Genomic DNA, 19,824 nt, shown 5'->3' on the forward strand with positions numbered 1-19,824 from the left:
TAATCATTTTGTCAGAGAGCTTACCTTCGACGTTATTAATATTGGTTTCAAGATTAATCATTTTGTCAGAGAGCTTATCCTCGACGCTACTAATATTGGTTTCAAGATTAATCATTTTGTCAGAGAGCTTATCCTCGACGCTACTAATATTGGTTTCAAGATTAATCATTTTGTCAGAGAGCTTATCCTCGACGCTACTAATGTTGGTTTCAAGATTAATCATTTTGTCAGAGAGCTTATCCTCGACGCTACTGATATTGGTTTCAAGATTAATCATTTTGTCAGAGAGCTTATCTTCGACGTTACTAATATTGGTTTCAAGATTAACCATTTTGTCAGAAAGCTTACCTTCAACTTTATTAATACGGGTAGTCAGTTTTTCCTCAAGGGAGGACATTTTGTCTTCAACGGCTTTAAGGTCTTGTTTTGTTGCTGTTTTCTCTTCCAAAGTGGAGACTTTTTGATTCAAATTTCGCAGTTCGCTGATAATAAAATCAAGCTTTTGTTCCAATTTAAGTGACTCCTTTCATCCTTGTTTGCCATTTGATCTCATTATATTCTATTACGATAGATATCGGCAATAAGACAAAATTCAATTATGGGGAGTGTTTTTGCCTTCTGCTCTAGCTGAATCTATTTTTTACAATAAAACCTGCGTTTTTTTATCGTGAAAGAAACTTTCAAAAATTGATTGATTACATAAGCTGTCGGAGGGGATGATGATGATTAGGAGAAGAATCAAACATACCCAGCGCTATCAGGAAATCATTAATGCCTTTTTAAAAAATGGGTTGAGTCATTTTTTGTTTCGTATGGGTTTGATTGACCGTTCAAAAAAACCGCAAAGTTCAGAGGAAAATATAAATCTGAAAGACATAGGGACAAGGCTTCGCTCCACATTACAGGGATTGGGCCCAACTTTCATTAAACTTGGCCAGATTGCAAGCTCTCGCCGTGACCTGATTCCGGAAGAAATTGCCTCTGAGTTGGAAAAGCTACAGGATGATGTTCAGCCTTTTTCCTATGAGAAGATTCATGAAATTATCGAGGCAGAGCTTGGTGAACCGCCAGAAAAGCTTTTTCAGACTTTTAACCAAGAACCGCTAGCTACGGCTTCTATTGGCCAGGTTCATGTAGCTCAGCTTTTTACAGGTGAGGAAGTAGCTGTAAAAGTCCAGCGGCCAGATATTAGGTCAATTATTGAAACAGACTTGGAGATATTGCACGATTTGGCCAGGGTGGCCGAAAAAAGGGTCGAATGGGCAAGAAGGTACCGTATTCGTGAAATGATAGAAGAGTTTTCTTTTTCATTACGCAATGAGCTTGATTACGAAGTGGAGGCCCATAATGGAGAAAGGATTGCGAAGCAATTTGAAAATGTGCCAACCATTCATATACCGAAGGTTTATTGGGAGTTTATATCAAAGAAAGTCCTGACAATGGAAATGATCAAGGGGATCAAAGTAACGCATATAGATACACTGGATGAAAAAGGCTATGATCGGGAATTGATCGCTACTCGGCTTGCTGATTCAATGTTCACCCAGATTCTGGAGCATGGATTTTTCCACGGTGATCCGCATCCAGGCAATATTTATATTTTATCCGATAATGTGGTCTCCTACTTGGATTTTGGAATGGTAGGCCAGTTAAGAGAGGATTTGAAGTATCATTTCTCCTCTCTTTTGATTAACCTGCAACAGGGAAGTTCTAAGGGAATGATCAAGACATTTTCCGCAATGGATCTTCTTAATGAGGACACGGATGTGGCGGAGCTTAAATATGATTTGGACGGTTTAATCACCAAATACTATGATACTTCTTTCAATGAAATCAGTATGGGAGCTGCGCTCACGGATGTATTTGCCATCGCTTATCAGCACCGGGTGAGAATTCCAACTGAAATTGCCATTTTAGGCAAAGCGATTCTTACAATGGAAGAGATCATTAAAAAGTTGGACTCTGATTTCAGCGTGATGAAAGCGGTGGAGCCTTTTGCTAAAAAATTGTTCAAACAAAGGTTAAATCCCAAAAATATTTTAAGCAGATCGTGGGACGAGCTTCTCGAAAATATTGAAATCGCCCGGGAATTGCCGAAGGATTTAAAGGAAATTGCGACAACAGTCAAAAGAGGCAGATTGCGTTTCGATATCAATGTGAAAGACTTGCAGACCTTTCTGCAAAGGCTTGATAAAATCAGCAACCGTCTTTCCTTCAGTATTATTTTGCTCTCCTTCAGCATCTTAATGGTCGGTTTGATTATCGGGACTGCTATCGCTGACAAGCAATCACTATTATTTAGGCTCCCTGTCATTGAGATAGGCTCAATTATTGCAACACTCATGTTTTTATTTATGATTTTTTCTATTTTCAGATCTGGAAGGATGTAGCGAAAAGCCAGTTTTTTCGTATATGTGGAATAGTTATCGAGATTTTCAAGATCGAAAAACGCTGCCCATGGCGATGGAGGAGCGTTTTTTGTGTTTCAAAAGATAGCAATTTAAATCAAAAATGACCTGTCTTAATTTGTTATCTTATAGTCAAGGAGGCTTGGAGATGAGTTATTGCTCTTTTATTCAAGGGACCATACAGTATATAGAAAGTCATTTATCAGAAGATTTAACTTTGGAAAGCATTGCTCACTTTGCGGGTTTTTCCAAGTATCATTATCACCGGGTTTTTCAAAAAGAGGTAGGCGTGTCCATATCAGAATACATACGATATCGAAGGATTGCAAATTCAGCTAATTTGTTGCTTTATACTGATGAAAAAATCATTGATATTGCTCTTTTTTACCGATTTGAATCACAAGAGTCCTATTCTCGGGCCTTTAAGAAATATTATAATCTGCCTCCCGGACAATATCGCCGGTTGATGGGCAAATTGATTATTCAAAAGGAGGAAGTGAAAGTGAAAAATGATCAATTGTTAAAAGGATGGCAAATGAGTGGAAGTCACCCATTTAATTATCAAATGGGCATAGACCGTGAGGTTTTCCATAAAGGAAAGGCATCGGGATTTTTAAAATCTGTCACTGTTGAGGAACAAGGGGAATTTGCAACGATGATGCAACATTTCAAAGCTGATAAATATCTTGGCAAAAGATTAAGGCTCTCTGGTTTCATCAAAACAGAAGCAGTGGAGGGATTTTGCGGATTTTGGATGCGAGTGGATGATCATCTTCAAGATGTGCTGCAATTTGATAATATGAGCGACCGTTCAATAATAGGTGACAATGGATGGAACCATTACTCCATCGTCTTAGATGTACCCGAAAATAGTGCGGTGATTGCTTTTGGTATACTGCTTTCGGGAAGAGGAAATGTATGGGCAGACGGAATTACATTTGAAGAAGTGGATCGTAATATTCCAACAACAAATATAGATTTTTCCAGTGATCTTTTGGATGAACCAATCAACTTATCGTTCGATGAATGAGAGGAGTAGTGGAACTCGAAATGAAAAATACACAACAGCGGGTAATATCATTCGTTATAAGCTTGGCTATCGTCATCACCATCACGGCTTTTAAGTTTACAGGAGGTACAGTTATTATTTATTTTGTAAAAAATACCTTCGGCTGGCTTTGGGAAAGCCTGGCTGGTTAGCAGCTGAAGAAGTTAACAGGAAAATGAGGATGTATAGAAAGGTAAATGGACATTTTGACGGGCTTAATGCCCGTTCTTTGCTGTTTCCATTAAAAGCCGTAACGAGATGCTAATCAATCCTTATCTGCGTGCAATTAAAATGGGAACAAGTAGCTGTTAAAAACGGCTTATCATTAAAATGATAACTATGCAGAATAAGCTGGAGAAACATCTGGTTTCCTTCAATTTAATGGTCTTTAGACGATCCTTCTTACTCGCCTCTCATTTTTAAAAAACTAACAGAAAATTAATGATATAATAGAATAAAAGATTCTGGGAAGGGGACCGACCGTTTTATGAAGATTAATAAATTTGTCATGCCAGAGCTTATATTTGGAAACGGTTCCATTAGCCTGGTAGGTGAAAGCTGTGCAAGGCTTGGGGCAAGGAAAGTTTTTATCACCACTGATTCAGGGGTTCTGTCTTCAGATTGGTTTGAGCAGGTGACGGAAAGCTGTCATAACGCGAGGCTCCCCTATGTGATTTTCTCAGATATTACGACGAACCCGAAAGATTATGAGGTAGATAAAGGGGTACAAAAATATTTGCAAGAAGAGTGTGATGCAGTTGTCGGTGTAGGAGGTGGCAGTGCCATTGATGTGGCGAAGGCAATCGCTGTACTGGCAACGAACGGTGGAAACATTCCAGAGTATGAGGGTGTCGATAAAATCAAGTTGCCCCTGCCTCCGCAGGTGATGGTTGCAACGACTGCCGGTTCAGGATCAGAGGTTTCGCAATTTTCGATTATTACAGATTCAGAGAAAAAGAAGAAGCTGACAATTATTTCGAAATCTCTTGTCCCTGATATTGCGATTGTTGATCCACAGACTTTGACGACTAAAAGTCCACATTTGACAGCAACGACGGGTTTGGATGTTCTCACTCATGCAATTGAGTCATTTGTCAGTATTGCAGCAACACCTCTGACAGATGTGCAGGCTAAAAGCGCTATTGCACTTGTTGCCCAATATTTACGGCCATCTGTCGCTTCCCGGATGAATAAAGAGGCGAAGGAAAAGATGGCGATGGCGAGTGTACAAGCTGGTCTGGCTTTCTCGAACGCGATTCTTGGAGCGGTCCATGCCATGAGTCATGCTATCGGAGGACGTTTCCTGCTGCCCCATGGAGATGTGAACGCCATTTTACTTCCTTATGTAATGGAATTTAATTATTTGGCTTGTCCAGAGAAATTTCTACAAATTGCGGAGTTATTTGGCGAAGAGGTCAGCAGCAGAACTACAATTGATTCAGGGCAGAGGGCGATTGAGTATGTCAAAAAGCTTTCAGTGGACATTGGAGCTCCCCAGAGGCTATCCGAAATGGGGTTGTCTGAATCTGATGCAGCTATCATTGGCCAGGTAGCCATTGAAGATGCCTGTATGATTACGAACCCGCGTGATATTACCGCAGCGGACGTTGAACGGTTATTTAAACTCGCGTTATAGGAGGGCAGCTTATGTCAGACAGACTACAGATGATTGAGAGATTGGTCGGAGTATCGTCTTCAAAAATCAGTTATTATACAGAGCTTAAAAAAACGATTGAAGAAATGAAAAAGAAAAATACGCAGCTTGAGATCATAAATGAAGTGATGCGAAGCTTCAATATCGATATGTCGATGGATGATATGCTGAAAAATATTCTAGAAAAACTGCAGCAAATCTTTCCCTTGAAAAGATTAAGTCTGGCTATTTTTAAGAGCGGTCAACTAATATTGACGAATGTATATCCAAGTGATTATGCGCATATTGATGTCGGCAATCCGATTCAGAGGGAAGGGTCTCTTTATTGGGAAGTAGCGGATTCTGGCAAATCTTCCGTGTATGTGGTAAATACGGATAATAGGAAGAGATACAATGAAATATCAGCTTTTGAAAAACTAGAATTGTGCCAGGTGCTTGTCTTTCCTCTATTTGGAAAGGGGAGGATTCTGGGTGTTTTAAGTCTTGGCAGTACCTGTAAAAAAGAGTATGACGGAGAAGATCTCTCTTTTTTACAGCAGCTTTCGGACCAATTAGCGGTCTGTATCGAAAATGTCCGTTTGTATAATGAAGTCCTGAACAGTAAAAAAGAATGGGAACAAACATTTCTTGCAGTTGCTGATCCTATCATGCTAGTTGATTTAAACGGGAACATCCTAAGGTGTAATGGGTTCGCCTATTCTTTTTTTCAGCTACAAGGAAAAAATGTCTCATACATAACATTGGATGATTTATTATATGGTCAGCAAGCAGAACCTTACAGTCCGTTTCAAGAGACCCGGAATACAAAAGAAATGGCCTATCGGGAAGTTATCTTGAGTGACGAAACGATTTGTGAAGTACACACATATCCGATTATGAACGAAAAGGAAGAGATGTACGGAGTCATTGCTTATATAAAAGATGTAACTGAAAAACGTCACTTTGAAGCACACATGTTGCAGTCAGGAAAATTGGCAGCACTGGGAGAAATGGCAGCGGGAGTCGCTCATGAATTAAATAATCCGTTAACGGCTATTCTTGGAAACACCCAGCTGATGATGCGGAAAATGAATGAAAACGAGCCTTCCCATGTATTGCTGACGGATATTTTTAAATGCAGCAAACGGTGTCAGGACATCATCCGAAATCTGCTCACTTTTTCCAGGCAGGACGAATATCTTTTCCAGACCTGTTCAATCAATGAAGCGGTTGAGCAAGTATTGAGCTTGATTGGCTATCAAATTCGCCAAAGCCACATCGAACTCGAGGTCAACCTGGATCCAAAAGTTCCTCTTATTGATGGAAGTATTCAACAATTGGAACAAATCATCATCAATTTACTTTTAAATGCAAAAGATGCGCTGGATGATGTGGATAAAACAAGGAAAAAAATCTTTCTCCAGACGGCCGCCAATCAGGAGGAAGTCACTATCTCGGTGATTGACAATGGAACGGGGATTGCCTCAGGAGGATTAAAGGAAATTTTCCATCCCTTCTATACAACGAAAGAAGCGGTGAAGGGTACGGGACTCGGTTTATCAGTCAGTCTTGGTATTGCGGAAACTCATGGAGGAACGATTGATGTAAAAAGTGAGCTGGGAAAAGGAAGCGAATTTACCCTTCGTTTGCCAGTCAAAAAAGATTCAATGTAGGGTGGTGAAAAGTGTGACCAATATTTTGATCGTTGATGATGATCAAGAGGTCGGAAATTTTTTACGTTATTTTTTTATGGAAAAAGGTTTTGAGGTGTACATAGCTTATAGTGGAAAGGACTTCAGTCAGCTATTTGTGCAGCGGGCTTATCATTTGGCATTAATTGATGTTAAGCTTCCTGATACAAGTGGGCTGGACATTTTAAAGGGTTTGACGGAGCAAATGCCTTCATGCAAAACAATCGTCATGACTGGCTATAGTACGGTTAAAGTTGCAGTTGAAGCAATAAAGCTTGGCGCCAATGACTTTATCGAAAAACCGTTTGATGATTTGGATGGTTTGGAAGGAACAATTGATCACCTCCTGGCAAATAAGGCGACAACAGCTGAAGCCAACATTGATGGATTGGCAAGACAGAGTGGGATCATAACAGAAAAAAGCGAAGTGATGAATCGGTTACTGACGCTTGCTTATAAAATCGCGCCGAAAAATATAAACGTCCTTATCCAGGGGGAGACAGGCACGGGGAAGGAGCTTTTTGCCCAATTTATTCACCGAGCGAGCCAGCGAAACGGTCAGCCATTTATTGGTATTAATTGCGGTGCTTTATCGGAGACGCTGCTTGAAAGCGAATTATTCGGCCATGAAAAGGGAGCTTTCACTGGAGCCGCGAAGGAAAGAAAAGGCGTGTTTGAAATTGCGGAAAAAGGGACTCTGTTTTTGGATGAAATCGGAGAGGCGTCAATGTCCACACAGGTAAAGTTATTGCGGGTCTTGGAGACTGGAGAATACATGCGGGTGGGCGGAGAAAACTTAGAAAAGACGAATACTCGCATTATCTCTGCCACTCATGTAGACCTGACTGAAGCAGTTGCCAGTAAAACGTTTCGTGAGGACCTACTGTATCGGCTGGATGTTGTAAAACTTGTAATCCCTCCATTGCGGGAGAGGCGGGAAGATATCCGACTGATCACTGAACATCTGTTAAAAAAAGCGGGAGCGACCATCCAGTTAAGTGAAGACGCTGCAATTCTCCTTGAACAGTACGATTGGCCTGGGAATGTAAGGGAGTTGTCTAATGTTATTAAGCGAGCCATATCGATTATGGATGAAGGTACAGGACTTATAACTCCAAAACATTTACCGAAAAAAGTTCTGTCGGGAAAGCCGCTATTGATTGAAAAAACTAAATCAACAGAACAAAGCTTTGAGGAATTTTTAAGACATTGGACTAATGATATGTTGGAAGCTTGGAATGATAAAAGGAAAGTAGAAATGGAGATGGTCCTCAACAAGGTGAAGGTGCTTGAGCGTGAAATTGGAAAAGCATTTGTTATGAAGGTTTTAAAGGAAACAGTGGGGGATCGTCAGGATGCTGCTAGAAGATTGAATATAAGCATGAGAAAGCTTCGATATTTATTGAATGAAAAAGGACAGCGGTCGATAAAATGACTGGCTGTCCTTTTTTGTGGGAAATATGTTGTAACTAGTTCTGAACTGGATGATACACTTGTGACGGCATATTTGGATCAGCAGTTGGAAGCGGATGACCAGAGTTTCCTTGCAAAAATGTATTCCCGTGAACTATTTTTTTAAACTTCGTTCAGCAGAAGTCTCTCACATTTGTAAGTAGTGAGGTGACAGCATATTGGTATTCCATTTACAGGGGAGAACCCACTCTGAAATAAAGCTGTCTAGTTTTAAAATGTTAACACAACACGTCCATTGATTTGTCCTTTTTCCATTCGATCAAACACTTGGTTAATTTCATCAAGCTCTGCGGTAGAGACGATGGCTTTCACTTTCCCGTCTGCAGCAAATTGAAGGGCCTCTTGCATGTCTTTTCTCGTACCAACAATCGAGCCTTTGACAGTGACACCGTTTAAAACTGTATCGAAAATTGGAACAGGGATTTCATCGTTAGGCAACCCGACAAGTACTACCGATCCGCCTCGTTTGACGGAATGGTAAGCTTGTTCAAACGCGGCTTTGTTTACGGCAACGCTGATAGCAGCCTGCACACCGCCTACTTGATCTTTAATGACCTGGGCTGGATCGGAAGTTTTTCCATTGACAGCCAAATCAGCACCTAAGTCTTTAGCAAGTTGAAGCTTATCGTCGTTGATATCAACGGCCACTACATTGAAGCCCATGGCTTTTGCATATTGAAGTGCAATATGACCTAACCCGCCGATACCATATACGGCCACCCAATCACCAGCCTTGGCACCTGACACTTTTAAAGCTTTATAAGTGGTTACTCCTGCACATAAAATCGGGGCAATTTCTACTGGATCGACGCCATCCGGAATTCTTGCGACGTAATCGGCGGGCGCCACGCAATATTCGGCAAAGGCACCATCAGCGGAATAGCCGCCGTTCAATTGATTGGGACAGAGCGTTTCATTTCCAGATAGACAGTATTCACACTCTCCGCAAGCTCTAAAAAGCCAAGGAACCCCAACGCGGTCTCCTTTTTTCAAAGAAGTGACACCTTGTCCAATTTGTTCAACAATACCAACCCCTTCATGACCAGGAATGACTGGAAGCTTTGGTTTGACTGGCCAGTCTCCATGTGCGGCATGCAGGTCAGTGTGACAAACTCCGCAGGCTTCCATTCTAATCAATACTTCACCAAGCTTTGGTTGAGGAATTTCCACCTCCTTGATTTCAAGCTTTTCTTGGAACTCATTGACGACAGCTGCTCTCATTACTGATTCCTCCTTGTGTATGATGGCTTGCTTATAAATTTAATATTGCAAAAATAATGCCAACTTGAGATTGTGCATAAATTGGGAGAATGAGAGCTTTCTCTGCCGTTTTATTGTTTCATTTTGCCGAAAATTCGGCTTAGATGGCCGAATTTTTGTTAAAGAATTTCTGCGAAAATTAAAACGTGAAGCGTCCCTATTAAGGCACGCTTCACATTTTTAGACGCTCCGTTTTTTGTTTTTTAGGAATAAACTTAATAATATTATGATAAACATACAAACAAATGTTGCTATACCGATCATTAGGATTGTGGTGTCCGAAAAATTAGAAAATCGGAACAGAACATCTGGTATGAACAATATGGCAGGTAGCCAAATGGTCAGCCATGTTTTACTCCATACGGCAAGCAGGATAAAAATAGCTGAACAAATGCCCACAATGATCCAATTTACAGTGGCGCTCCCAGTATAAAAAGGTTGAACGAAAAGCCCGCTTCCCAACAATAAAAGTAAAAATAGGGTTGTCACACAGGCGCTGGCAATCATTCCATTGAGAAAAAACGTATTTGTTGAAAATTGTTTTTTCCCCGCCTGCTGCAAAAAGAAAACATAAATAAGCAAACCAGCAATGGCGGTTAGGGGAAAGCCTATGACTTGCACGATATTTAAGGTTAACTCTCCTCTAATGGCAGGTCCCATGATAAAGTATGCTGTGACACCGGCAAAGAATATGGGCAAATATTTTGCAAGGCTTTTAAAGTCTGTATCCATCTCTCTTTTTAATGAATTCATATACTGTTCTGGTGTGCAATCAATAATTTCATCGATGTTTTTACCGTCTTTTTCGGCTTCTATTAAATGTACCTTTAATTCCTCGGTTAGATCATTTATCTCTTTTTCTTTTTTACCTGAAGTCACTAAGTAAAGCCGAAGGTTTTCAATAAAGGTTTCGCTTTTGGCGGATAACAATTTTTTCCCTCCTATAGGTCTATTTCTTTTCTACATACATAATAAGCCAGAGGATTGCCCCTCCTATTAATGAAGCCCACCATGGAAAATCGAGGGATGGCCCGATTTCCGGAGTGAATTTTGCTAATAACAATACAACACCCATGCCCACGGCTGCCGTTATTCCAGCCATCAACATATTCCTTTTTGTGTTTCGTTGTTCTTTGAACAAGGAATTATTTATTAGCCTTAAAATGAGCCAGATCGTAAGACTGACGAAACATGCGATGCCAAAAGAGACAACGCCAGTTACAAATAAGTTGATCTCCGTTTTAACCTCAAGAAATTGTGAAAGGACCAAAATAAGAATCCCCCGTATGATAAGAACCCAACTAACTATATTACCTACGATCCCGGCAACAAAGGGTATAGCAGCCCTTTTTTTCTCTTTTGGGAGCTGCTCGATAATTTCATCGGCGAAAGCTTTCGGATCATCGCCAAAAATATCTTTGGCTGATTTTCCTTCTTCCTGGCCATCGAGCAAATGATCCAGTATTTCCATCAGTATTTCTTCCGACTGTTGTTCTGAAAGGGTTAATTGTAGACGTATATAGATCAATAAATCACTGTAATAAGCCTCATTTCGAGGTGTCAATAACTCTCTTTTTCGATTGTTTTCTTCAATCAGTTTTTCTGCATCCATGGTTTCACCTTCTTTTTAATAGTTCATTGACAGGAACAGATATTTGATTCCATTCCTCAATAATGGTTGCCAAAGTTTCATGGCCCGTATCTGTTAAAAAATAATATTTCCGGTTCGGTCCAGAATCCGACGGCCTCATTTCTCCCCGTATCCACCCATTTTTTTGAAGCCTTAATAAAACCGGATAAATGGTGCCTTCGCTGACATCTTGTAGGCCGATGTCTTGTAATTTTTTGGACAATTCGTACCCATAAACTGCTTCTTTTTCGATGACCGCCAATACACAGCCATCTAATATTCCTTTCAATAACTGACTTCGTACAGACATATGCACCATCCATTCTATTGCTATTATGTTATACAAGATAGCAAAGCAAAAAACAAAACCCTCTCTGATTAAGTATTTGGTTATACAAGATAGCTTGGTGAAAACATGACTACTTGGTTTTGCAAAGTAGTCATGTTAAATATATACGTAAGTTTTGTTTTTGTCAATCCGAAGTACAGAATCGCAATTTTTTCGGTAATCGGATAATAAGGTGGAGCGGTTAGCTCCACCTGTATTCCATTCAGCGGGGGGCAAACCCCGGCTGAACAAAGTTAAGGCCTTCGGCGGATGCCACAGGTTTTCAGGGGGAATTTATCGAGCGGAGCTCGATAAAATCTGGGCGCAAATACGCCAAGGCGCATTTGAGATGTATGTCAAATATGGTCTAATTTCTCTTTTTTTATCTTTGGCCATCTAAATTTTGGAACATGCTTTACCATTGTTTTATAGATGATACCCCATTGTTGTTCTGATAAGGATGTAACTGGCATATCAGTTTTTACCCCAAGACTTCTTTTTAATTGTTTTATTTGAGGTGGTGTAAATATTCTTTGGAATGCTAAGTTAATAGATGACCGTGGGCTTTTAAACAAATAATTAACCATTCCCCAAAAGATTAAATAGTCCGAAGTCGGTACAAATGGTCTTGCTTTTCTATTTATCGAGATCATAGCTGAATCCACCCTTGGCGGTGGAGAGAAATTTTTTCGTGAAATCTCTTTAGAGTATCGAATATCAAACCACATTCTCCAAGCAATCACATATGGATCTTTTACCATATTTGAAGTAAACCTTTTAGCTGCACCTTTTTCCATCACAATGACTCCTCTTTGAAATCCACTTAAGGGATTATTAAGAAGCAGTTTCATAATAGGTGTTGTGATGGAATACGGAATATTGGAGACAACAATAAATGGCTCCTTTGGCAAATGAAATTGCAAAATATCTTCATGAATGATTTTAGTATGCTTTTGTTGAAAAAATTTACGCTTCAAAACTTCAACAAACTCACTATCATATTCTACCGCCAAAACTTTTCTAGCTCTTTGACTTAAAACTGAAGTTAAAGCTCCTTTTCCAGCACCTAAATCTAAAACTGTATCATTTTTGCTTATTTTTGCCAGATCGACAATCGAATGAATCAATTTATTGTTGTGCATTAAATGTTGTCCAGAAAAATTGCGTGGGGCTCCACGGGTGATTTTCTTCGTACTCTTATGTTTATTGGTGGTCATGTTTCATCTTCCTTCCTTAAATAAAAAATCACATGCATCTGCCTGTGATTCAGAGTAAGGGGAAGAAGCCCGAACTTTTTTAGATGTGAACTATAAAAAGCCGCCAGCAAATAAACCTTCTTTGATAAAAAAGGAAATAAGTGGAATAAAATGGAAACGAAAATAAAGAAAGACAGAACAATCCGCCTTTCTACATATCACATATTTTGAATGAAATGAAGATTATTAAAAAAGGACAGACTTATCCCATTTACTCTGTAAACACAAAACAGAGCCTTTGAACGTATTTAATTACTGGTTCAAAGTTGGGAAACGAAGTCTTATAGAATGTGTCATTTTTTAATAATCCTCCTAGAATTTTGAATACACTTTCATTATAGGTTTCCCTTTGAAATAAGTCAAAGCAAAAAGGGAAAGAAATGTAAATTTTTACACGTGTTTTGCTATGAAAAAATTGGATAGATCTATATTAATTGCAATTCCTGATGCATTGCTTAAAACCCTGTATTTTTCACAGCATATATAGCATTGCCCACAAAGAATTGACTTTTGCATTTTTTTCATGGCGACTTTAGGAAGTATCTTTTGTTTAAAATACAAGATCAGCAATAAAATCAAAGCAACAATTTAATAACAAGAGAAAAAATCATAGCTCTTTTTGTTCACAATACTCATCGACCAATTTTTCTATCTGTTCTAATTCTGGCTGCTTGCCTGAAAAGGAAAATGGCAGTTCCTCAATGAACTCACCTTCATGGTAAACGTGAATAGCTCCATTTTGCTCGATAACACTATATTCCGGTTCAAATCTATATCCATCTCTTTCAATGGCTCCCACTTTTCAACAACTCCTTATCGAAATATATGAACTTATCCTGTCCATCCCCATTGAATCCATACAGTGCATGGCAAACAAGGCGATTTACTTATAAAATGAATGAAACAACACTCGGATAATTTTCATTTTGGAATTGGAGGTGGGGTAATGAAAAGAATTTTATTTTTTGTTGCTGCTCTTTCCGCCGGTATTTTATTAAGTATCGAAGCGGCTATAGGTGGTGCGCTCGGGAAAAATATTGGTGAATTGGAAGCTTCTCTGTTTGTCTTCGCAGTTGGTGCAGTTATTTTGTTTCCAGTGGCTATCATTTTTCAAAAAACATATATAACAAAGGTATTTCACCTTCCTAAATGGGAATTGATTGGAGGATTTCTGGGAGCGTTTTATTTAGTAATGCTCCTGTTCAGTGTCAATATGATGGGTGTCGGAGCCTCGATGGTTGCTGTTATTATTGGTCAAATTTTCATAAGTATCATAATTGACCATTTTGGCTGGTTTGGGATGCCAAAAATCAAATTTGACCGAAACCGACTGACGGCTGTAACTCTATTAATAGGTGCTTTATTTCTCATTCTATAGGTGGTGGTTTTCTTGATTTTATTAATGATGCTCATACCAATAATTGCCGGAGTAAGTATAAGCATCCAATCGGCGGTTAATGGTAATCTGGGAGCGAAGACGAGCAGTCTGGTGAGTTCGGCTTTATCATTTCTGACGGGAACTGTTTCGCTTACTGTTGCTGTTATACTTTTCGGAAATGGCGACATTCTTGCAGTGAAAGAAGTGCCAGCGTGGCAATGGCTCGCGGCTGTGTGTGGAATCCTTTTCATTACGATTATGGTCTTTATTGTTCCAAGAATCGGAGTGACAGCAACGACAGTCACGGTTATTATTGGACAGTTGATTGCTAGTTTGGCGGTTGATCATAATGGCTGGTTCCTTACAGATATAAGTTCATTCAGTTTGAGAAAAGGGCTGGGGATTATGTTATTGTTAGGATCGCTCTTTTTTGTGTATAAAGATAGGGAGAAGGAAAAAGCCGTTTCTGACTTAGAAAAATCAGCCCAATAACCTAACGTTCCTAGTGTGTTAAAATTATTAAACTACATAATGAAGGGATGGATATAATCATGACAAGTTCTTCACCTGTAAAATTGACCTCTTTGTCTTCCAAAGGAGGCTGTGGCTGCAAAATCGGACCTGCGGATTTGGCAAAGGTTTTGCAAGAACTCCCGCAGGGCATTTCTGATCCGAACCTTCTAGTGGGTTTGGATACAAGCGATGATGCTGGTGTATATCGTTTAAATGATACGACAGCTATTGTCCAGACAATTGATTTTTTTACTCCGATCGTAGATGATCCTTATGATTTTGGTCAGATTGCTGCTGCCAATGCGATTAGTGATGTATATGCTATGGGAGGGAAGCCAATCACAGCCTTGAATGTTGTTGCTTTTCCGATTGCAACACTTGATAAAAGTATTTTGGCGGACATTTTAAGAGGAGCGGGCGACAAGTTGAAAGAGGCAGATGCTGTTCTAGTTGGGGGACACTCCATTGATGATCAGGAGCCGAAATTTGGCATGGCTGTCACTGGGCTTATCCATCCAGATAAAGTGAGAACGAATGCCGGTGCTCGTCCTGGAGATAGTCTTGTTTTAACAAAGCCAATCGGCGTCGGAATCATGACGACATCATTGAAAAAAGGATTGCTTTCAGAAGAGGAGATCGAACGTGTTACAAAGGTGATGACAACGTTAAATCGGAAAGCAGCTGAAATCAGCGAGAAGTACACGGTTCATGCTTCAACAGACGTAACAGGATTCGGACTTCTGGGACATGCGTCTGAAATGGCGAAAGGAAGTAATGTTGGAATCAGAATTTTTTACGAGCAGGTTCCGATACTGGAACGTGTGCAAGAATTAGCTGAATCTGGTGCTGTACCTGGAGGAACTAAAAATAATTTTGCTCACTTGGAAGATGTGGTGACTTACCCTGAATCCATGAATCAGATTGAGAGATGGATCTTATGCGATGCTGTTACATCTGGAGGATTACTTTTAGCAGTTGATTCGGAAGAAGCAGGGCGGCTTGCAGAGGAATTGCGTGACAATGAAGTTGAGGCACAGGTGATCGGAGAAGTGCTTGGGGAAAATAAAGGAAGGATTACGGTCCAGTAGTTTGGAGTGAAAAAGAATGTTTCATGATATTACCGTATCTGACTTACTCTCAAAAAAAGATAAAGAGCCGCATACAATCATTGATGTTCGTTCTCCAAAAGAATTCAAAGAGGCGACGATACCAGGCAGCATCAATATCCCCGTCTTCAACGATGAAGAACGAGTTGAAGTTGGAACGATTTATAAACAAGTAGGAAAAGAAGCTGCAATGGAAAGAGGCTTGGAACTTTTCTCAAAAAGGCTTCCCAAGTTTATCGGTGAATTCAAAAAGATTGAAACGCCTATGACAGTATTTTGCTGGCGTGGAGGAATGCGGAGCAAAACTGCGGCAACTGTCCTTGATTTGATGGGAATCCGTTCCAATCGGCTAAGCGGTGGTATCCGGTCTTACCGGCGTTGGATTGTTGATTATTTGGAAACAAAGGAATTTCGTCCGAAGTTTTTTGTTTTGAATGGATATACCGGGACTGGCAAGACTTATATTTTACAGAAACTGAAAGAAAAAGGATTTCCAGTCATAGATCTTGAACAAATGGCGGGACATCGCGGATCAATCTTCGGTCAGATCGGACTGACGCCAAGCAATCAAAAGAAGTTTGATTCAGCACTTGTAACAGAAATGCTAGAATATGAAAGTGAGCCGTTTGTTTTTATCGAGGGAGAGAGCAAAAGGATTGGCAGAGTGTATTTGCCGGATGTTATTTATGATAAAAAAGAAAAGGGTCTACAAATCTTTATTGACTTGCCGCTGGAAGAGCGGGTGAAAAACATCATCGAAGAATATGAACCCTGGAACCATCCAGAACGGTTTCAAGAGGCATTCCGTTATATTAAAAAGAAGATTCATACTCCTGTCGCAAAGCAGATAGAAGGCCATCTAGGAGAAAGAGAATTCACGCAGGCTGTTCAGTTACTGTTAGAATATTATTATGATCCAAGATATGAATATTCCGCCTCCCATTATCCTGAATCTCAGAAAATTATGATTCAGGCGGAGTCTGTTGATGAGGCCTTCAATAAGGTGCTTGAAGGAATACCCCAAAGTAAAATGGGGGCTTAAACAAAACCAGAAGATCCTCCACATTGCTTTGGAGGATCTTCTGATTTTTAACCCAAATCATGTCCCGTTACGATAATATATCCGACCAAAAAGATATTTAAAGCAATAATAACTCCCGTACAAATCCAAGCTAGCGATTTCACCCATGTACTATTTGCAAACTCACCCATTTTGTCCTTACTGCTCGTGAATAAAACAAGAGGAATGACTGCAAAAGGAAGTTGAAGACTCAAAACAACTTGGCTCCATAAAAGCAGTTCGCCTACGCCCTTAGACCCCGCTATCCATGTCACGATAAAGGCGGGGATAACCGCAATTAAACGGGTAATCAAACGGCGGAGCCATGGAGAAATCCTCATGTTGATAAAACCTTCCATGACGATTTGCCCAGTCAAGGTTCCCGTAATCGTTGAATTCTGGCCGGAAGCAAGGAGCGCTACAGCGAATAAAGTGCTGGCAATTCCTATCCCCAGAGTCGGGCTAAGCAATTTGTATGCAGCTTCAATTTCCGATACATCTAATCCCGTTCCATAAAATGCAGCTGCCCCCAGAATTAAGATGGCTGAGTTGATTAAAAAAGCAATTGAAAGTGAAAAAGTGGAATCTAAAATTGAAAATTTGATCGCTTCCTTTTTCCCTGCCTGACTGCGCTCAAAATTCCTTGTTTGCACAATGGATGAATGTAAATAGAGGTTATGCGGCATCACGGTTGCCCCAAGAATTCCCAAAGCGATAAACAGCATTTGTGGGTTGGCGGCAATTTCAGCTTCTGGAATATATCCAGCCAATATTGAAGATATTTCCGGTTTTGCTACCATTACTTCAAACACAAATACAATGAAAATCGTAGCCATCAGTACAATGATAATGGATTCGATGACACGAAATCCTTTCTTTTGCAGTAGCAGCAATAACATGACGTCCAATGTTGTAATCAAAATCCCAAGTAATAAAGGAATGTTAAACAATAGGTTTAGTGCTATCGCGGAGCCGATTACTTCTGCTAAATCCGTTGCAATGATGGCAACTTCGGTGAGTATCCAAAGGAAATACGCTGTTTTTTTTCCGGTCGAATCTTTTGTGGCCTGTGCAAGATCCCTTCCAGTAACAATCCCAAGTTTCGCAGATAGTCCTTGAAGCAACATAGCAATCAAATTAGAAATGAGAATAACACTCAGAAGGGTATAACCAAATCTTGCTCCACCTGCAATGGAAGTTGCCCAGTTTCCTGGATCCACATAACCAACAGCAACTAACGAGCCAGGTCCTGCAAAGGCAAGGAGTTTTCTCCAAAAACCCGCTTTTGAAGGGACATGGATGGAGCTGTTCACTTCTTCCAAGCTGAGATTAGAACTTTTGCGCAGCCATCCATTATGTTTTTTTACTTCCTGTTCATCAGACATTCAATCATCTCCTAAAGTTAAAGCCGAGGGAAACAAGATTGCCTTAAGGCAAAAAAATGAGTGAAATGGATTTCTTTTTTTGTAAAAATATCATAAAGTTATTTCATTCACAAGCAGTTTGTTTTATTTGTGAAATTAATCACAAAAAATGACAAATGTCATACTTAAGTGATGACGTTTATGTCTACTCCAAATTGGTACTTGCTCTTAATATTAGATGTAACATCAATTGGGAGTGGGTCACATGAATAAAGAGAAGACGAAACAACTGCGTAAAAGCGTTGCAGCTTTTGCTAAATCTGATCTGAAAAAAAGCACTGGTCAATTATTAAATACGATTCCGCCATTCTTGGTGTTATGGTTTCTGGCGTATCAGAGCTTATCTGTATCCATTTGGCTTACACTTGGTTTGGCAGTAGTGGCTGCCGGGTTCGTAGTTCGTATATTCATTATCTTTCACGATTGTACCCACGGGTCTTTTTTCAAAAATAAAAAAGCAAATGATATACTTGGAACAATTTCAGGAATTATAACGCTGTTTCCATATGCAAAATGGAAGAGAGAGCATGCAATTCACCATGCCTCCAGTTCGAATCTCGATAAAAGAGGCGTTGGCGACATTTGGGTGATGACTATTGAAGAATATAAACAAGCTTCAAAAGGGCAGCGTCTTTGGTACAGATTTTATAGAAATCCGTTTGTCATGTTCGGATTGGGTCCCTTATATCTGATTTTGATTGCTAATCGGATCAATCGGAAAGACGCTAGAAGAAAAGAACGGTTGAATACATATTTGACCAATCTTATAATTGTATTATTGTACACGTTGATGATTGTAATTGTCGGTTGGCAGGCTTTTCTCATTGTCCAAGGAACTATCATGTTTACTGCTGCAATGCTCGGAGTCTGGCTCTTTTATATTCAGCATACTTTTGAAGACTCCTATTTTGAGGAAGAGACGGAATGGGATTATGTAAAAGCAGCGATTGAGGGCAGCTCCTATTATAAACTGCCTCGAGTATTGCAATGGGTAACAGGGAACATTGGATTCCATCACGTGCATCATTTGGCGCCGCGTGTACCAAACTATCATTTAGAAGAGGCTCATGATACGACACCGCCGCTTCATCATGCTACGACCATCACACTCAAAACAAGTCTTGAATCTTTGAAATATAAATTATATGATCCAGAAAATAAAACATTTATAACCTTCAAAGCAGCGCAGCGAAGGATTCAGACAGAAAGAAAACGTGCGAATTTGAAACCGAAACATATAAGTTTTGAAACAAAATAGTTAGTCCAAGCCATTCCATATTGGTGGAATGGCTTTTCATTCACATTATAGAAGGTTTAACCACATTCAGCAGATTCAAGTCGTGAGATGAATATTAAATTCAGTGAGGGTTTAAAAGTTAATACCTCCGGCGGATACCACAGATCTTTAGAGGGAATTTATCGAACGGAGCCCGATACATTCTGGGCGCAAATACGTCAAGGTGCATTTGATAATTAGATGAAGCTAATAATGGTATGATTGTATCGATCGGTGCATATTGACGAACAGATTTTTACGAGCAGCCCGATATCGGTTCTCACGAGATGGACGTCTTCATTTATTAAATGTACCATGAGGGCAGCCAATCGCCTTTAAG

20 protein-coding genes are annotated in these 19,824 nt (G+C 39.9%); 11 read left to right on the forward strand and 9 right to left on the reverse strand.

The annotated features are described in order from the left end of the window. Positions 1-511 (reverse strand): coiled-coil domain-containing protein (locus tag H9631_RS06425; protein ID WP_191811093.1); only part of this gene is annotated, 511 nt, incomplete at its 3' end. 211 nt (positions 512-722) lie between these two features. Between H9631_RS06425 and H9631_RS06430 the strand changes: the two genes are divergently transcribed. The 6 genes from H9631_RS06430 (at position 723) to H9631_RS06455 (ending at position 8,215) form a co-directional block, all read left to right on the forward strand. After that, a complete protein-coding gene (locus H9631_RS06430) occupies positions 723-2,390 on the forward strand; it encodes an ABC1 kinase family protein (protein ID WP_191811095.1) in 1,668 nt (555 codons plus the stop codon). A gap of 166 nt (positions 2,391-2,556) precedes the next feature. Next, a complete protein-coding gene (locus tag H9631_RS06435; protein WP_191811097.1) occupies positions 2,557-3,438 on the forward strand; it encodes a helix-turn-helix transcriptional regulator in 882 nt (293 codons plus the stop codon). Between the two features lie 20 nt (positions 3,439-3,458). Next, positions 3,459-3,608 carry a hypothetical protein gene (locus tag H9631_RS06440; protein WP_191811099.1) on the forward strand — a complete coding sequence of 50 codons (150 nt, stop codon included), beginning with the start codon at positions 3,459-3,461 and terminating at the stop codon, positions 3,606-3,608. A gap of 335 nt (positions 3,609-3,943) precedes the next feature. Beyond that, a complete protein-coding gene (locus tag H9631_RS06445) occupies positions 3,944-5,092 on the forward strand; it encodes an iron-containing alcohol dehydrogenase (protein WP_191811101.1) in 1,149 nt (382 codons plus the stop codon). An 11-nt stretch (positions 5,093-5,103) separates the two neighbouring features. Continuing rightward, complete coding sequence (locus H9631_RS06450; RefSeq protein WP_191811102.1) at positions 5,104-6,762, forward strand: sensor histidine kinase; 1,659 nt, start codon at positions 5,104-5,106, stop codon at positions 6,760-6,762. Positions 6,763-6,775: 13 nt separating this feature from the next. Then, positions 6,776-8,215: a sigma-54-dependent transcriptional regulator gene (locus H9631_RS06455; protein ID WP_191811104.1), complete on the forward strand. Its 1,440-nt coding sequence runs from the start codon at positions 6,776-6,778 to the stop codon at positions 8,213-8,215. Positions 8,216-8,463: 248 nt separating this feature from the next. On the opposite strand, the gene adhP is transcribed toward H9631_RS06455, so the two are convergent. The 7 genes from adhP to H9631_RS06490 all read right to left on the reverse strand — a co-directional run bounded on the left by adhP (position 8,464) and on the right by H9631_RS06490 (position 13,526). Next, positions 8,464-9,474 carry an alcohol dehydrogenase AdhP gene (gene adhP, locus H9631_RS06460; protein ID WP_191811106.1) on the reverse strand — a complete coding sequence of 337 codons (1,011 nt, stop codon included), beginning with the start codon at positions 9,472-9,474 and terminating at the stop codon, positions 8,464-8,466. Positions 9,475-9,693: 219 nt separating this feature from the next. Further along, positions 9,694-10,443, reverse strand: a complete 750-nt coding sequence (locus tag H9631_RS06465; protein WP_191811108.1) for an HAAS domain-containing protein — start codon at positions 10,441-10,443, stop codon at positions 9,694-9,696. A gap of 19 nt (positions 10,444-10,462) precedes the next feature. Continuing rightward, positions 10,463-11,125: a DUF1129 family protein gene (locus tag H9631_RS06470; protein ID WP_191811109.1), complete on the reverse strand. Its 663-nt coding sequence runs from the start codon at positions 11,123-11,125 to the stop codon at positions 10,463-10,465. 4 nt (positions 11,126-11,129) lie between these two features. Continuing rightward, on the reverse strand, positions 11,130-11,453 hold the full coding sequence (locus H9631_RS06475; protein ID WP_191811111.1) for a PadR family transcriptional regulator: 324 nt from the start codon (positions 11,451-11,453) through the stop codon (positions 11,130-11,132). Positions 11,454-11,827: 374 nt separating this feature from the next. Beyond that, positions 11,828-12,688: a 23S ribosomal RNA methyltransferase Erm gene (erm, locus tag H9631_RS06480; protein ID WP_191811113.1), complete on the reverse strand. Its 861-nt coding sequence runs from the start codon at positions 12,686-12,688 to the stop codon at positions 11,828-11,830. 291 nt (positions 12,689-12,979) lie between these two features. Then, a complete protein-coding gene (locus H9631_RS22815) occupies positions 12,980-13,024 on the reverse strand; it encodes an erythromycin resistance leader peptide (RefSeq protein WP_106408210.1) in 45 nt (14 codons plus the stop codon). A gap of 310 nt (positions 13,025-13,334) precedes the next feature. Beyond that, the gene (locus H9631_RS06490; RefSeq protein ID WP_191811115.1) at positions 13,335-13,526 is read right to left on the reverse strand and encodes a YbxH family protein; all 192 of its coding nucleotides are present in this window, start codon (positions 13,524-13,526) and stop codon (positions 13,335-13,337) included. Positions 13,527-13,673: 147 nt separating this feature from the next. Here H9631_RS06490 and H9631_RS06495 point away from each other — a divergent pair, with 147 nt between their 5' ends. The 4 genes from H9631_RS06495 to mnmH are packed head-to-tail and all read left to right on the forward strand — an operon-like array spanning position 13,674 to position 16,766. Continuing rightward, positions 13,674-14,105, forward strand: a complete 432-nt coding sequence (locus H9631_RS06495) for a DMT family transporter (RefSeq protein ID WP_191811117.1) — start codon at positions 13,674-13,676, stop codon at positions 14,103-14,105. A 12-nt stretch (positions 14,106-14,117) separates the two neighbouring features. After that, positions 14,118-14,597, forward strand: coding sequence for a DMT family transporter (locus H9631_RS06500; protein ID WP_191811119.1), 480 nt, complete (start codon positions 14,118-14,120; stop codon positions 14,595-14,597). Between the two features lie 59 nt (positions 14,598-14,656). Beyond that, positions 14,657-15,706: a selenide, water dikinase SelD gene (gene selD, locus H9631_RS06505; protein ID WP_191811121.1), complete on the forward strand. Its 1,050-nt coding sequence runs from the start codon at positions 14,657-14,659 to the stop codon at positions 15,704-15,706. Between the two features lie 16 nt (positions 15,707-15,722). Beyond that, positions 15,723-16,766, forward strand: a complete 1,044-nt coding sequence (gene mnmH, locus H9631_RS06510; protein ID WP_191811123.1) for a tRNA 2-selenouridine(34) synthase MnmH — start codon at positions 15,723-15,725, stop codon at positions 16,764-16,766. Between the two features lie 47 nt (positions 16,767-16,813). On the opposite strand, the gene H9631_RS06515 is transcribed toward mnmH, so the two are convergent. Beyond that, positions 16,814-18,169, reverse strand: coding sequence for an Nramp family divalent metal transporter (locus H9631_RS06515; RefSeq protein WP_191811125.1), 1,356 nt, complete (start codon positions 18,167-18,169; stop codon positions 16,814-16,816). Between the two features lie 244 nt (positions 18,170-18,413). Here H9631_RS06515 and H9631_RS06520 point away from each other — a divergent pair, with 244 nt between their 5' ends. Beyond that, the gene (locus tag H9631_RS06520; RefSeq protein ID WP_191811126.1) at positions 18,414-19,466 is read left to right on the forward strand and encodes a fatty acid desaturase; all 1,053 of its coding nucleotides are present in this window, start codon (positions 18,414-18,416) and stop codon (positions 19,464-19,466) included. The last annotated feature ends 358 nt before the right edge of the window (positions 19,467-19,824 follow it).

This window comes from Bacillus norwichensis (assembly GCF_014836955.1).
GTDB classification, from domain to species: Bacteria; Bacillota; Bacilli; order Bacillales; family Bacillaceae_C; genus Siminovitchia; species Siminovitchia norwichensis.

What these genes read in the sequence shown, in the direction of transcription:
- H9631_RS06470 (WP_191811109.1), bottom strand. Translation starts at nt 11,125, where the DNA reads ATGGATGCAGAAAAACTGATTGAAGAAAACAATCGAAAAAGAGAGTTA.
- adhP (WP_191811106.1), bottom strand. Translation starts at nt 9,474, where the DNA reads ATGAGAGCAGCTGTCGTCAATGAGTTCCAAGAAAAGCTTGAAATCAAG.
- H9631_RS06440 (WP_191811099.1), top strand. Translation starts at nt 3,459, where the DNA reads ATGAAAAATACACAACAGCGGGTAATATCATTCGTTATAAGCTTGGCT.
- selD (WP_191811121.1), top strand. Translation starts at nt 14,657, where the DNA reads ATGACAAGTTCTTCACCTGTAAAATTGACCTCTTTGTCTTCCAAAGGA.
- erm (WP_191811113.1), bottom strand. Translation starts at nt 12,688, where the DNA reads ATGACCACCAATAAACATAAGAGTACGAAGAAAATCACCCGTGGAGCC.
- mnmH (WP_191811123.1), top strand. Translation starts at nt 15,723, where the DNA reads ATGTTTCATGATATTACCGTATCTGACTTACTCTCAAAAAAAGATAAA.
- H9631_RS06475 (WP_191811111.1), bottom strand. Translation starts at nt 11,453, where the DNA reads ATGTCTGTACGAAGTCAGTTATTGAAAGGAATATTAGATGGCTGTGTA.
- H9631_RS06520 (WP_191811126.1), top strand. Translation starts at nt 18,414, where the DNA reads ATGAATAAAGAGAAGACGAAACAACTGCGTAAAAGCGTTGCAGCTTTT.
- H9631_RS06435 (WP_191811097.1), top strand. Translation starts at nt 2,557, where the DNA reads ATGAGTTATTGCTCTTTTATTCAAGGGACCATACAGTATATAGAAAGT.
- H9631_RS06450 (WP_191811102.1), top strand. Translation starts at nt 5,104, where the DNA reads ATGTCAGACAGACTACAGATGATTGAGAGATTGGTCGGAGTATCGTCT.
- H9631_RS06495 (WP_191811117.1), top strand. Translation starts at nt 13,674, where the DNA reads ATGAAAAGAATTTTATTTTTTGTTGCTGCTCTTTCCGCCGGTATTTTA.
- H9631_RS06445 (WP_191811101.1), top strand. Translation starts at nt 3,944, where the DNA reads ATGAAGATTAATAAATTTGTCATGCCAGAGCTTATATTTGGAAACGGT.
- H9631_RS06430 (WP_191811095.1), top strand. Translation starts at nt 723, where the DNA reads ATGATTAGGAGAAGAATCAAACATACCCAGCGCTATCAGGAAATCATT.
- H9631_RS06515 (WP_191811125.1), bottom strand. Translation starts at nt 18,169, where the DNA reads ATGTCTGATGAACAGGAAGTAAAAAAACATAATGGATGGCTGCGCAAA.